Origin of the sequence: Stenotrophomonas sp. PE591, from assembly GCF_018320795.1 — a bacterium.
GTDB lineage: Bacteria > Pseudomonadota > Gammaproteobacteria > Xanthomonadales > Xanthomonadaceae > Stenotrophomonas > Stenotrophomonas maltophilia.
Window position 1 is genome coordinate 171,574 of sequence record NZ_JAAOKO010000002.1, and the last position, 13,368, is coordinate 184,941.

Below are 13,368 nucleotides of genomic sequence, written 5' to 3' on the forward strand. Positions count from 1 at the left end.
GAAATCAAGCCTCGACTTCATCATCCTTGTAGGCATCGACCGGGATGCAGGCGCACATCACGTTCTTGTCGCCGTACACGTTGTCGACGCGCGCCACCGGCGGCCAGTACTTGCTCTGCTTCAGGCTGGCCAGCGGGAAGGCAGCCAGTTCGCGCGGGTAGGCGTGGGTCCACTCGCTGGCGGTCACCGCGGTGGCGGTGTGCGGCGCGTTCTTCAGCGGGTTGTCCTCGCGGTCCAGGCGGCCGTCTTCGATCGCGGTGATCTCCTCGCGGATCTGGATCATCGCGTCGATGAAGCGGTCCAGCTCGTGCAGCGATTCGCTCTCGGTCGGTTCGACCATCAGCGTGCCGGCCACCGGGAAGCTCAGGGTCGGGGCGTGGAAGCCGAAGTCGATCAGGCGCTTGGCGACGTCCTCGGCGCCGATGCCGCTGGTCTTCTCCAGCGGGCGTACGTCGAGGATGCACTCGTGTGCCACCAGGCCGTTGCGGCCGGTGTACAGGGTCTTGAAGTGCGGGGCCAGGCGCTTGGCGATGTAGTTGGCGTTGAGCTGCGCGACCTGGGTGGCCTTGCGCAGGCCTTCGCGGCCCATCATCGCGATGTACATCCAGCTGATCGGCAGGATCGAGGCGCTGCCGAAGCTGGCGGCGCTGACCATGCCGACCGGGCCGTTGTCACCCAGCTTGCCCGGCAGGAACGGGGCCAGGTGTTCCTTGACCGCGCACGGGCCGACGCCCGGGCCGCCGCCGCCGTGCGGGATGCAGAAGGTCTTGTGCAGGTTCAGGTGCGAAACGTCCGAACCCCACTTGCCGGGCTTGGCCACGCCGACCAAGGCGTTCATGTTGGCGCCGTCGGTGTACACCTGGCCGCCGTGCTGGTGGATGATCTCGCAGATCTCGACCACCTCTTCCTCGAACACGCCGTGCGTGGACGGGTAGGTCATCATGATCGCGGCCAGGCGGTCGCTGTACTTCTCGGCGTTGAGGCGGATGTCTTCCACATCGACATTGCCGTTGGCATCGGTCTTGGTGACCACCACCTTCATGCCGCACATCTGCGCCGAGGCCGGGTTGGTGCCGTGCGCCGAATCCGGGATCAGGCAGATGTCGCGGTGGCCTTCGCCGCGCGAGCGGTGGTAGGCGCGGATCGCCAGCAGGCCGGCGTACTCGCCCTGTGCGCCGGAGTTCGGCTGCAGGCTGACCGCGTCGTAGCCGGTGCATTCGACCAGCATCGCTTCCAGCGTGTCGATCAGTTCCTTGTAGCCCAGCGCCTGGTCGGCCGGCACCAGCGGGTGGATCTGCGAGAACTCCGGCCAGGTCACCGGGATCATCTCGGCGGTGGCGTTGAGCTTCATGGTGCACGAACCCAGCGGGATCATCGTGCGGTCCATCGCCAGGTCCTTGTCGGCCAGCGAACGCAGGTAGCGCAGCAGCTCGTGCTCGCTGTGGTGGGTGTTGAACACCGGGTGGGTCAGGAACGCGGACTGGCGCAGCAGGCCGGTCGGCAGCGCGTCGGCGGTGCTGGCATCCAGCGCGTCGACGTCCAGCGAGGCACCGAACACCGCAGCCACGGCGACGATGTCGGCGCGGGTGGTGGTCTCGTCCAGGCTGATGCCGACCGAGTCGCTGTCGATCGCGCGCAGGTTGTAACCGGCGGCGCGTGCCTTGGCATGGATTTCATCGGCATGCACGCCGGTGACGTGCAGGGTGTCGAAGAAGTCGCCACCGACCTGCACGCCGGCATTGCGCAGCGCTGCGGCCAGGATCGAGGCCAGGCGGTGCGTGCGGCGGGCAATGCGGGTCAGGCCTTCCGGGCCGTGGTAAACGGCGTACATCGAGGCCATCACCGCCAGCAGCACCTGCGCGGTACAGATGTTGGAGGTGGCCTTCTCGCGGCGGATGTGCTGTTCGCGGGTCTGCAGGGTCAGGCGGTAGGCCGGGTTGCCCTGGGCATCGATCGAAACGCCGATCAGGCGGCCCGGCATCGAGCGCTTGTAGGCGTCACGGCAGGCCATGAAGGCGGCGTGCGGGCCACCGAACCCGAACGGCACGCCGAAACGCTGGCTGTTGCCGACCACGATGTCCGCGCCCCATTCGCCCGGGGCAGCCAGCAGGGTCAGGGCCAGCAGGTCGGTGGCCACGGCCACCAGGCCGCCGCGTGCGTGCACGGCATCGACCAGCGCCTTGTAGTCGCCGACCTGGCCGAAGGTGTCCGGATACTGCAGCAGCAGGCCGAACGCTTCCGCTTCCAGTGCTTCGGCCGGGGTGCCGACGCGCAGCACGATGCCCATGGGCTCGGCGCGGGTACGCAGCAGTTCGAGGGTCTGCGGGTGCACGGCGTCGTGCACGAAGAAGGTGTCCGACTTCGACTTGGCCGAACGCTTGGCCAGGGTCATCGCTTCGGCGGCGGCGGTGGCTTCGTCCAGCAGCGAGGCGTTGGCGATTTCCATGCCGGTCAGGTCGGCGCACAGGGTCTGGAAGTTGATCAGCGCTTCCATGCGGCCCTGCGAGATTTCCGCCTGGTACGGGGTGTAGGCGGTGTACCACGCCGGGTTTTCCAGGATGTTGCGCAGGATCACGTTCGGCGTGTGGGTACCGTAGTAACCCTGGCCGATGAAGCTGCGCAGCACGGTGTTCTTGTCGGCGATCGCACGGATCTTCGCCAGTGCCTGCACTTCGGTCATCGACTCCGGCAGTGCCAGCGGTGCCGGCGACTTGATCTTGGCCGGCACGATGGCGTCGGTCATCGCATCCAGCGACGCGTGGCCGACGACGTCGAGCATCTGCGCGATCTCGGCGTCGTTGGGGCCGATGTGGCGCTCGACGAACGCATTGTGGTGCTCGAGCTCACGCAGGGAAGGGGTGTTCTGGGACATGGCGAAGGATCCGTCAGGAAAGGGCACACGCACGGGCACAAGCCGCCGGTCGGCGGTCTGCGGGGCGCCCCTCTGTCCTTTTGCCTGAGAGTTTAAAAGCGCGGCGGACCGCAGCTTCGTGCCCCTTCGGCGCCGGATCGAACCGGTCTCTCCAGAGTTGTGTTACGGGTGGTATCGGGCCTGAGCGATTACGGGCGTTGCGCCTTCGGCAGCGGTGTTCCGCTTCTCCCACCGTGTTGCCCACCGATTATAGCCCGTTGCGGGCGCGGCGGCCGCCTTCGGTCCTGGAGGCCGCGCCTGAATGGCCGATGGCCCGTCCGTGCGTTTTGTGCACTGCTGCATGGCATCAGGCGCAATCCCCACCTATGATGGGCGGATACCCGAATTCATCTGGCGCCGTCCCTGCTGCAGGGGACCGGCGCCCGCCGTGCGTGCCGCGCATGGCCCTGCCGGACGCCTTTCCCATGACCGCCGCTGTTGCTCCCTCCACCCGCCGCATGGCCCTGCTGCTCGCCGGCCTGGCCATGTTCGGTCCGTTCTCGATCGACACCATCTTCCCGGCGTTCCCGCAGCTGGCCCAGCGCCTGGCGGTGGACGAAGTGGCGGTGCAGCAGACCATCAGTGTGTACCTGCTGTTCTACGGTCTGATGAGCCTGGCGCACGGCCCGCTGTCCGATGCCTGGGGCCGCAAGCGGGTGATCCTCGGTGGCCTGGTGGTGTTCGTCGGCGCTTCGGTCGGCTGCGCGCTGTCCACCGACCTGACCACGCTGCTGGCGTTCCGCGCGCTGCAGGGCCTGTCAGCGGGCGTTGGCATGATCGTCGGCCGCGCGGTGATCCGCGACCTGTACCACGGACACGACGCGCAGCGCCTGATGAGCCAGGTATCGATGCTGTTCGGCATCGCTCCGGCCATCGCACCGATCATTGGCGGCTGGATCCTGCTCAGTGGCGCCGGCTGGCCACTGATTTTCTGGTTCCTGGTGGTGTTTGCGCTGCTCCTGCTGGCGGCCACCGCACGCTACCTGCCGGAAACCCATCCGGTGGAGGCACGGGTGCCGTTGTCGCCGCGCGTGCTGCTGCGTGATTACGTGCGCATCGGTTTCAACCCGCGGTTCCTGCGTCTGGCGCTGGCCGGCAGCATCGGTTTCGGCGGCATTTTCCTGTACATCTCCTCGGCGCCGGTGTTCGTGATGCAGCACCTGCATCTGGGCGAGGGTGGTTTTGCCTGGCTGTTCATCCCCACCATCGGCGGCATGACCACCGGCTCGTTCCTGTCCGGGCGCATGGCCGGGCACACCACGCCCACCCGCCAGGTGTCCATTGGTTTCGGCCTGTGTGCGCTGTCGGTGCTGCTGAATGTCGGCTACGTGGCGCTGTCGCCGCAGTTCGTGCTGCCGTGGGCGGTGCTGCCGATCTTCCTGGGCGGCATGGGCATGGCATTGATCTTCCCGATCCTGGCGCTGGCGGTGCTGGACATGTACCCGCACCAGCGCGGCCTGGCCTCGTCGCTCCAGGCCTTCGTGCAGCTGATGATCAGCACGGTGGTGGCCGGCGTGGTGTCGCCGCTGCTCAGTGCCAGCCCGCTGCACCTGGCGCTGGGGCAGGCCGCGTTCTTCGCCGCCGGCTTCGTGTTCTGGTACTGGGAACACCAGCGTGAACGCGCGGCACAGGCGGCCTGCACGGGCCATTGAGCAGCGCGCAGGGGTAGGGCCGGCCGCTTTGCCCGCAACGCTTGCGAAGAGGAACGACCGGACTAGGCTGGGCACTCCAGCCAGCCGGTGCGTGGATGCACGACAGCCAGCCAATCCGATGTCGTTGCATGAGGTTCCCCATGGCTGCGCAGCAGACCTACCGCCTGTTCGAGGTGGCGCTGAAGGAGCGCCGCGTTCTTTCCCCTTCCCTGGACCGCATGGTGTTCACCGGTGCCGACGTGGCGCGGATGAAGACCGAAGGCCCTGACCAGCGCATCAAGGTGTTCTTCCCCTTGCCCGGCCAGGAGGTGCCGCAGGTCCCCAGCGGTGAAGACTGGTACCCTCGCTACCGGGCCCTGCCGGACGACAAGCGCCCGCCGATGCGTACCTACACCATCCGCCAGTTGCGCGCGGAGCAGGGCGAGGTCGACGTCGATTTCGTCATCCATGGCGAAACCGGCCCCGCCTCGCGCTGGGCCATGCACGCCCGCCCAGGCGACCGCGTGGTGCTGCTGGCCCCGGACGCCGACTGTGCCGAGAGCAGCGAGGGCTGGGAGTGGAAGCCACCGGCCGGTGTCGGCCAGGTGCTGCTGGTGGCCGATGAAACCGCGTTGCCTGCGGTGGCCGGCATCCTCGAGGAACTGGCGGCCATGGTCGACCCACCGCGCACGCTGGCGCTGCTGGAGGTGGCGCAGGCCGGTGATGCGGTGCACCTGAAGGCGCCCTCCAGCGCCGAGCTGGTCTGGCTGCCGCGCGGGCAGGCCGCCTACGGACAGCGGTTGCTGCAGGCGGTCCAGGCGCGGTTGGCAGCGACCTCGGGCGTGACTGCCTGCGATGCGCTGGAGGAGATCGACGTCGATACGCAGATCCTCTGGGAGCAGGCCGATACCCGGGTGGCCGGGCCGCTGTACGCCTGGGTGGCGGGCGAGGCGGGGGCGGTGATGGCGATCCGTCGCCATCTGGTGCGCGACTGCGGGCTGGACCGCCGCGCGATCACCTTCATGGGCTACTGGCGGCACGGCAAAGTGCTGGACTGAGGGGTGTGAAGCGGTGCTGCGGGCGGGGTGCGCTATCCTTGCGCCCCCCTTCGCAGCGGTACCGCACCATGTCCACCAGCTCCAAGACCCGCCGCGACCAGCGCCGTCGCCAGGAAAAGCAGGCCGCCAACAAGGCCGCCGCGCAGGCCTCGCCGGTGGAGCCGCATGCGGAACTGCGCGATGCACAGCGCACCCTGCTGGCCGGTGTCGTGCGCCGCGACGGCGAATGGGTGCTGGGCATGGACGGCCGCATCGCGGGCCACAGCGAGAGCGCTGCGCAGGTGCTGGCGCTGATCATGCAGGCCGGTGAACTGCACGAGCGCAACGGTACGCCGGTGCGCCTGATGTACTCCGACGCGCTGCGCGATGCCGCACAGGCCGAAGCCAGGGAGAAGGGCCAGACCTTCGAGGAATTCAAGGCCGAGCTGGCCGCAGCGATGGCCGCGAAGAAGAACAGCTGATCGCTGTTGCGGTAGAGCCGGCCGCTGGCCGACTGCCAGATGGATTTCCACCGTGCAGTTGCCGGCCAGCGGCCGGCACTACCGGAAAGGGGTGGATCCTTTCGGATCCGCCCCTTTTTTCATTTCGCCGCCGGGGCCGCGTTGGCCTGCCAGCCGCACATCTGGCCTTTGACTGCTGTTTCGGTAGAGCCGGCCGCTGGCCGGCTGCCAGATGGATTTCCACCGTGCAGTTGCCGGCCAGCGGCCGGCACTACCGGAAAGGGGCGGATCCTCGCGGATCCGCCCCTTTTTTTATTTCGCCGCCGGAGCCGCGTTGGCCTGCCAGCCGCACATCTGGCCTTTGACTGCCGTTTCAGTAGAGCCGGCCGCTGGCCGACTGCCCTTTGGGTCTTCATCGCGTAGTTGCCGGCCAGCGGCCGGCACTACCGGAAAGGGGCGGATCCTTTCGGACCCGCCCCTTTTTTCATTTCGCCGTCGGGGCCGCGTTGGCCTGCCAGCCGCACATCTGGCCTTCGTTCTGCTGCTTCAGCCACTCGTTGACCGGGGTGAAGTACTCGATCATCGGGCCGGCATCGAGCTTGTCGGTACCGGTCAGCTCCTTCAGCGTGGCCTGCCACGGCTGGCTGGCACCCTTGCTCAGCATCGCCCAGTACTTCTGGCCGGCTTCCTTGTTGCCGTAGAAGGTGCACTCATGCAGCGGGCCCTTGTAGCCGGACGCGTCGCACAGGCCCTTGTAGAACTGGAACTGCAGGATGCGCGCCAGGAAGTAGCGGGTGTACGGAGTGTTGCCCGGCACGTGGTACTTCGCGCCCGGATCGAAGAACTCTTCGCCACGGGTGCTGGCCGGCGCCACGCCCTGGTACTTGGCCTTCAGGTCCCACCACGCCTTGTTGTAGTTGTCGGCAGTGATCGAGCCATCGAACACGCCCCAGCGCCAGCGGTCGATCATCAGCCCGAACGGCAGGAACGACACGCCTGACAGCGCCATGCGCATCTGGTTGTTGATGACCGCCTCGCGGCTTTCGGTCGGCGCATCGACCAGGCCGATCGAGCTGAGGTACTTGGGCGTCATCGCCAGCACGATGGTGTCGCCGATCGCTTCATGGAAGCCATCGTTGGCACCGCCCTGGAACAGCGGCGGCAGCGGGTTGTAGGCCAGGTCGTAATAGATGTGGCCCAGCTCGTGGTAGATGGTGGTGAAGTTCTCTTCGTTCGGCTTGATGCACATCTTGGTGCGCACGTCGCCTTCCATGTTCATGTCCCAGGCGCTGGCGTGGCAGACCACGTCGCGGTCGTCAGGCTTGATGAACTGGGTTTTTTCCCAGTAGGACTGCGGCAGCGACGGCATGCCCAGCGACACGTAGAAGTCCTGCGCGCGCTCGGTCATCTGCTTGGCGGTACGCAGTTCGGCCTCGCGCTGCGCCTTGTACTGCGCGGCCACGTTGGCATCCTTGCCGGCCTTGGCCAGCGCCGCGCTCAGGTTGGTCTGGTACTGCTTTTCCAGCGCCGCGGTGATGTCCAGGCTGCCGGCGCCCGGGTACGGTTCCAGCTGGTCCCACAGGTTCGACCAGTCCTGCTGCCACATGTTGCCCAGCAGGTGCGCGGCGATCAGGCCATTGCCAACTTCGGCCTTGTCCTTGCCATAGGTCTTGTCCAGCTTGCCGCGCGCGTAGCAGTGCAGCTGCTCGTACATCGGCTTGACCTGTTCCCACAGGCGGTCGGTTTCCGGGCCGATCTGCTCCGGCGGCATGTCATAGCCGCTGCGCCACATCTGGCCGGCATCGGTGAAGCCCATGCCCTTGGCGCCTTCGTTCACCAGGCCGACGAACTTCTGGTAGTCGCCGCGCATGCTCTTGGTGGTGCTGTGCCAGCCCTGCCAGGCGTCAAGCTGCTTGTCGTAGTCGCGGCTGCGCGCCAGTACCTGTTCCAGTTCGCCCAGCTGGCGGCAGGAGTTCGGATCGTTGGCGTCGGTGCAGTACTTGCCAGCGCCGTAGCTGCCTTCCATGCGGGTGGCGATCTGGGTCAGCTCGGCCAGCTTGGCCGGATCGCGCGGTGCCGGCATCGAGGACATCAGTTTCAGCAGGTGGATCGCGCGCTTGCTGTCCTCGCTCATCGGCTTGCCGTCGAACTTGGCGGCCTGCTCGATCCAGCTGTTGAGCTGGGTCAGCGAACGCTCGTTGGCCTTGGCCGCGATGCGTTCGGAATCACTGTTGATGTAGGTGGAAGACAGCCACTGCGCCGAGGTCATCTCCGGGTAGGCGGCCTTGAATTCGGCATTGATGCGGGCCACGAACTGGTCGGCGGTTTCGCCGGCCGGGGCGCTGCTGCTGGCGGTATCGGTGCCTGGGGCAGCTTCCTTTTTGCAGGCGGCCAGGGCCAGCGTGGCGGCGGCGATTGCCGAGGCCAGCAGGAGATGACGGTGTTTCACGGGCGGTCCTTGGGTGGTGAACGACGGCCGAAGGCTAGTGGGCCGTCGCTGCCACCGCAAGTGGCGGAAGTCGGCCGGGCGGCGCCCGGCACCCGCAGAGGCCTTCAAGCAACGGCAAAGGCCGAAGCAACAGCAACAGCGGACTGTCCGTGGTTTGGCGGGGCGGTGTCGGAGTGCGGGGACGCCGCAAGTACGTCCTTGTAGGCTTGGCAGCCGCATCCATGCGGCTGACACCCCGCACTCCGACACCGCCCCACCTCCGACAGATTCCATGTGCTGTCGGTAGGTGTCGACCTTGGTCGACACATCTGTCAGATATCGAATGAGTCATCCACGCATGGCGTGGATCTACTGTGTCGACCAAGGTCGACACCCACCAGGGCAATGCGTCGTTCCAACAGATCGCGGAAAACTGTCGAAGGCGGGGTGGGTCCGGTGGCGGGAGTGTCCGCGGCATGGATGCCGCGGCCAAGCCCCCATGGATGGGTTTACGGCGTCTCCCGCCACCGGACCCACCCCGCCATGCCTCAGGAAACCCGCTTCTGCTGTTGCTGTCGAGGCTGCCGGCCAGCGGCCGGCACTACTGCGGGTGCAGGGCTGCAAGCCCTGCCGAACAACCCTCAACCTTCGCAGTTGGCGAACAGGTCGCGATCGCGCTCGTACAGCGAGGTCTTCACCTGCATCAGGCCCAGCACCGACGGGAACAGGTTGTCGTGGTCGGTATAGGCCGCCGAACGCTTGCGCACGCACTGCAGGTCCAACCCACGGCTGCTGGCGAAGCCCGGCGAGAACCACATCGTCATCGGTACGCGGGTCTGCTCGGCCGGAGCGATCGCATACGGCACGCCATGCAGGAACAGGCCCTTCTCGCCCAGCGATTCACCATGATCGGACAGGTAGATCATCGCCGTGTCGTAATCCTGCATGCCCTGCAGGGTGCCGATGGTCTTGCTCAGGAAATGATCGGTGTACAACACCGCGTTGTCATAGCTGTTGGTGATCTCTTCGCGAGAGCAACGGCCGATGTCACGGGTGTCGCAGGTTGGCTTGAAGCGCGCGAAGGCTGCCGGGTAACGCTCGAAGTAGGCCGGGCCGTGGTTGCCCAGCTGGTGCAGCACCACCACGCGGTCACCGGGCTTGGCACGCACCTGGGTGGCCAGGTCCTGCAGCAGGATCTCGTCCATGCAGCGGCCATCGGCGCACAGTCCCGGCGTGGTCGCATCGGACAGCGACTGGAACTCCAGCCCTTCGCAGACGCCCTTGCAGCCGGACTGGTTGTCACGCCACAACGGCGCGATGCCGGCGCGGTTCAGCACGTGCAGCAGCGACTGGTGTGCGCGGATCTTCTTTTCATCGTAGTCGTGGCGTCCCCACGGCGAGAACAGGCACGGCAGCGATACTTCGGTGCTGGTGCCGCAGGAGTGCATGTCGGGGAAGTTGATCACCGGTGCCTGGGCCAACTCCGGGGTGGTGTTGCGGCCACCGTTGAGCCCCCAGTTCTGCGCGCGCACGGTTTCGCCCATGACGATCACCAGCAGGCGCGGCTTGCTGGCCGGGGCGCGTGGCGTGGCCTTGGCGTCGGTGCCGATCGGCAGCTTCGGCGCGCGCTGCACCGGGTTGTCGCCACGCAGCGCGCGCGGCATACCGAGCAGCACGTTGGCCGGGGTGGCGAGATAGCGTACTTCGCGCTGGTTGCGCATCAGCGCCGAGACATCCTGGAACGAGATCAGCGCACCGCCAACTGCGGTCGCCGCCGCCACGACCAGGAAGCCGAGTCGCCACAGCAGGCTGCGGCCCCAACTGCGTCGGCGCAGCTGCACGCGCCACAGCACCACCATCGGCAGCACGGCCAGCAGCAGCACCGGCCACAGCAGCGATACGGTCATCAGCTCGCGGCTCTCCTTGGGGTCGGTCGCCAGCACGTTGCGCAGCATGTCCGCATCCAGATAGATGTGGTAGCGGCTCATGTAGTGCGCAGCGAACGCCGTCACCAGCAGCAACAGGCTGATTACCACTTTGGCATTCCAGCGCCAGACCAGGATGCCCAGCAGCACGCCGTGCGCACCCAGCAGCAACAGCAGCAGCGAAAGCGCGTAACGCAGGCTGCCCGGATGGCTCGCCATCGCGCTGTGCCAGAACAGGCCGTTGCCGGCCACCGCGAAGAACAGGCTGGTCAGCGCGATCAGTGCTTCCGTGGAGAGCTGCGGCCGCCAGTTGCGAAGACCCGCAAGGGCGGGGAGGCGGGCGGGGCGTTGGACCGATGCACTCATGCGTTTGCCTCCTGGCGGTGGGGACGGTCCAGCTGACGGTGGATCAGAACATACAGGCCCAACGAAAGCAGCCAACATATCAACGCGGTGGCAATGTCATGCGAAAGGAAATGGGCGCCCCGCAACTGCTGGCTGATCCCGAACACCAGGCCGGTGCCGAGGCCGATCCAGAGCCCGGTCCAGCGCCAGGACGGCCGCCACAGCAACGCGAAGAAGTACAGGCAGAGCCACGCATAGCCTGCGCTGGCGTGGCCTGCCGGGAAGCAGGCCTGTGCCGGCATGCCTTCCGGGCGCAGGGTGAACAGACCGATGAAAGGCTGGTGGCCACCGTAGCGCAGCAGGTCCCACGGGCATTCCATCGGCACCAGCGACTTCAGCAGGGAGATCACGCCGGTGCCCAGTGCCATGGCAATTACGACATAAAGCAGCGCCCATTGCAGGGTGCGATCGCGACCCTTTCGCCAGTGGTGGAAGCACAGCAGGATCACGACCAGCGCCGCCGCCGTGCTCAACCATTTGCCGGCCTTGTGCACGACGCTGCGGGTGATCCAGGCGTCCTGCAGCGCCCAGTGGCTGCCTTCAAGACGGAACAGGTGATCGGCCACCCATTGATCGCCGCCGAAGCCCATCAGCAGCGTAAACAACGGCAGACCAATTGCGACAGGCAGCCAGAGGTGAGTTACGGCAAATCGAGACGCCAGTGGTGATGTCGCAAGCGGCGCTACCGAATCAAGGGGACGGACGGGCATGCTGGGAAGGGGCGGTTCGGGAATCCGCAGTCATGCTCGTCACCTGGATGTCGGAGAAGGGTCGGACGCTTGTTCGTGCCGGGTTAATGTTCGTCCGGCACGTGTCAACGTTCAGTCTTCTTCGGCGGTCGATCCTGTCCGCTCGGCGTGGCACTCCGGGTTCCATGCGGTACCGGGAAGCAGTTGCCAACGATTCCTGTTGGCAACACCGATGTCGATCACTTTGGCCGGGTCCACGCAGGGGCTCATCGCATCGTCCAGCACCAGCAGCCAGCGCTTGTCCGGCGCCTCAGCGAGCCAAGGGCCGGCGTCATGCCATTGCTCTGCCCAAGGCCGCTTGAAGCCGAATTCGCGTACCGGGCGGTCGGCCTGCAGCAGGTTCTGCTCGCGCCAGGCCACCAGCGCCAGTTCGGCATCCGGTCCGATCCGCGCGCCGACCCGGCGCATCAGCGCTGACGCCGATGCATAGGGATCCAGCGCCGGGATCAGTACCAGGCCGTAGAGCATCCACAGCATGCCGTGGGTCAGCAGCACCAGCGTCGCCGCGCGGCGCACCCGCAACCACACGATCAGCGTGGCCAGCGCGATGGCGAAGGTCAGCAGGCCATCGCCCAGCACCGGCAGCAGGGTATCGGGCATGGCGCGGCGTTCCAGCTGGGCCACCGCCCAAGCGTGTTCGGTCAGCAGCATCACGCCCAGCGTGCCAGTGGCCAGCATCAGCACCACGCTGTAGCCGAACAGGTAGCGGCGAACGCACAGGCGGCGCAGCAGGCCGGGCAGCAGCGGGGCTACGGCCAGCGCCATCGCCGGCAACATCGGCAGCAGGTACACCTCGCGCTTGCCCGGGCTGGCGCTGAAGAACACCAGCACCAGCACGGCCCAGCCCAGCAGCAGCCACTGGCGGCGGTCGCCACGGCGGATACGGCGCCACCAGGGCTTGAACAGCATCGGCAGCAGCAGGCTGCCCGGCAGCCACAGGGTAAGGATCACCTGCAGGTAATACCAGGCGGGCTGCCGGTGGTGCCACGCATTGGCATAACGGGTGCCGGTCTGCTTGAACAGCAGCTCGTGCGCATAAGCCTGCAGTTCGGCACTGGGCGTGTGCAGCAGGGCCCAGCCCAGCGGCGCCAGCCACACCCCGACACCCAGCAGGAAGGCCGGGATCAGCCACAGCAGGGTTGCCGGATGCGGACCCTCCACCGTGCGTCCGCGGCGGCGCTGGTACAGCCACCAGCCGAACCAGGGCAGCACCATCAGCAGCGGCAGGAAACCCACGCCCTTGGTCACCGTGCCGACGCCTGCGGCGAAGCCGGCCAGCCACAGGGCAGGCAGGTTGCGGCGTTCACACAGATGACGCATCAGGCCCCAGAGGGCCACGGTGGTCATGCCCACCAGCACCATGTCGATCTGCGCGCGCTTGGCCATCAGCCCGAACTGCAGGGTGCAGAACAGCGCAGCGAGGGCGTAGATGGAATGTCGTGGCGACCACAGCCGCCGCGCCAGGTCCGACACCAGCCACAGGCTGAGCAGGGCGCCCAGCAACGACGGCAGCAGGAAGGACCACTGCCAGCTGCCGACGATCTCGTAGGCGGCGGCCTGCAGCCACATGAAGACGGGGGGCTTCTCCGCATACAGTTCCACGCCACGGTGCGGCAGCAGCCATTGCCCGCTCTCGACCATGGTCCGGGCCGCCAGCACGAAGCGCGGCTCGTCCGGCGGCTGCGGCTGCCGAAGGCCGATCCCCGCTGCCAGCGCAGCAATGATCAGCAGCCACAACAGGGGCAGGCGCCAACGGCGGGGCAGGGCTACGGGCACGGCAGGCTCCGGGAGCAAAACGGCCATTCTGAGGTGGCGGGGGTG

At 67.0% G+C, this 13,368-nt stretch carries 8 protein-coding genes and 1 riboswitch; of the genes, 3 read left to right on the forward strand and 5 right to left on the reverse strand.

Annotated elements, in window-relative coordinates:
* Positions 1-4: 4 nt before the first annotated feature.
* The gene (gene gcvP, locus JLDANKMP_RS05955) at positions 5-2,872 is read right to left on the reverse strand and encodes an aminomethyl-transferring glycine dehydrogenase (RefSeq protein ID WP_212560727.1); all 2,868 of its coding nucleotides are present in this window, start codon (positions 2,870-2,872) and stop codon (positions 5-7) included.
* Between the two features lie 62 nt (positions 2,873-2,934).
* Positions 2,935-3,037: riboswitch (glycine riboswitch) on the reverse strand.
* 299 nt (positions 3,038-3,336) lie between these two features.
* Between gcvP and JLDANKMP_RS05960 the strand changes: the two genes are divergently transcribed.
* The 3 genes from JLDANKMP_RS05960 (at position 3,337) to JLDANKMP_RS05970 (ending at position 6,061) form a co-directional block, all read left to right on the forward strand.
* A complete protein-coding gene (locus JLDANKMP_RS05960) occupies positions 3,337-4,563 on the forward strand; it encodes a multidrug effflux MFS transporter (RefSeq protein ID WP_032966071.1) in 1,227 nt (408 codons plus the stop codon).
* A gap of 140 nt (positions 4,564-4,703) precedes the next feature.
* Entirely contained in the window at positions 4,704-5,600 is an 897-nt protein-coding gene (locus JLDANKMP_RS05965) for a siderophore-interacting protein (RefSeq protein WP_212560728.1), read from the forward strand.
* 68 nt (positions 5,601-5,668) lie between these two features.
* Complete coding sequence (locus JLDANKMP_RS05970; protein ID WP_005410623.1) at positions 5,669-6,061, forward strand: hypothetical protein; 393 nt, start codon at positions 5,669-5,671, stop codon at positions 6,059-6,061.
* 463 nt (positions 6,062-6,524) lie between these two features.
* Here the strand turns inward: JLDANKMP_RS05970 and JLDANKMP_RS05975 are convergent, their stop codons facing one another.
* From JLDANKMP_RS05975 to JLDANKMP_RS05990, 4 genes are all read right to left on the reverse strand, one after another.
* Positions 6,525-8,489 (reverse strand): M2 family metallopeptidase, encoded by a 1,965-nt coding sequence (locus JLDANKMP_RS05975; RefSeq protein ID WP_061201490.1) that lies wholly within the window; start codon positions 8,487-8,489, stop codon positions 6,525-6,527.
* Between the two features lie 620 nt (positions 8,490-9,109).
* The gene (locus JLDANKMP_RS05980; RefSeq protein ID WP_212560729.1) at positions 9,110-10,759 is read right to left on the reverse strand and encodes a phosphoethanolamine--lipid A transferase; all 1,650 of its coding nucleotides are present in this window, start codon (positions 10,757-10,759) and stop codon (positions 9,110-9,112) included.
* Complete coding sequence (locus JLDANKMP_RS05985) at positions 10,756-11,508, reverse strand: phosphatase PAP2 family protein (RefSeq protein WP_012480985.1); 753 nt, start codon at positions 11,506-11,508, stop codon at positions 10,756-10,758. The genes JLDANKMP_RS05980 and JLDANKMP_RS05985 overlap by 4 nt, the downstream gene beginning before the upstream one ends.
* 111 nt (positions 11,509-11,619) lie before the next feature.
* Positions 11,620-13,323, reverse strand: coding sequence for a glycosyltransferase family 39 protein (locus tag JLDANKMP_RS05990; protein WP_005410618.1), 1,704 nt, complete (start codon positions 13,321-13,323; stop codon positions 11,620-11,622).
* Positions 13,324-13,368 lie beyond the last annotated feature (45 nt).

Bases quoted from the DNA above. Each gene is read 5' to 3' on its own strand.
- JLDANKMP_RS05960 (WP_032966071.1), top strand. From the start codon at position 3,337: ATGACCGCCGCTGTTGCTCCCTCCACCCGCCGCATGGCCCTGCTGCTC.
- JLDANKMP_RS05980 (WP_212560729.1), bottom strand. From the start codon at position 10,759: ATGAGTGCATCGGTCCAACGCCCCGCCCGCCTCCCCGCCCTTGCGGGT.
- gcvP (WP_212560727.1), bottom strand. From the start codon at position 2,872: ATGTCCCAGAACACCCCTTCCCTGCGTGAGCTCGAGCACCACAATGCG.
- JLDANKMP_RS05965 (WP_212560728.1), top strand. From the start codon at position 4,704: ATGGCTGCGCAGCAGACCTACCGCCTGTTCGAGGTGGCGCTGAAGGAG.
- JLDANKMP_RS05970 (WP_005410623.1), top strand. From the start codon at position 5,669: ATGTCCACCAGCTCCAAGACCCGCCGCGACCAGCGCCGTCGCCAGGAA.
- JLDANKMP_RS05985 (WP_012480985.1), bottom strand. From the start codon at position 11,508: ATGCCCGTCCGTCCCCTTGATTCGGTAGCGCCGCTTGCGACATCACCA.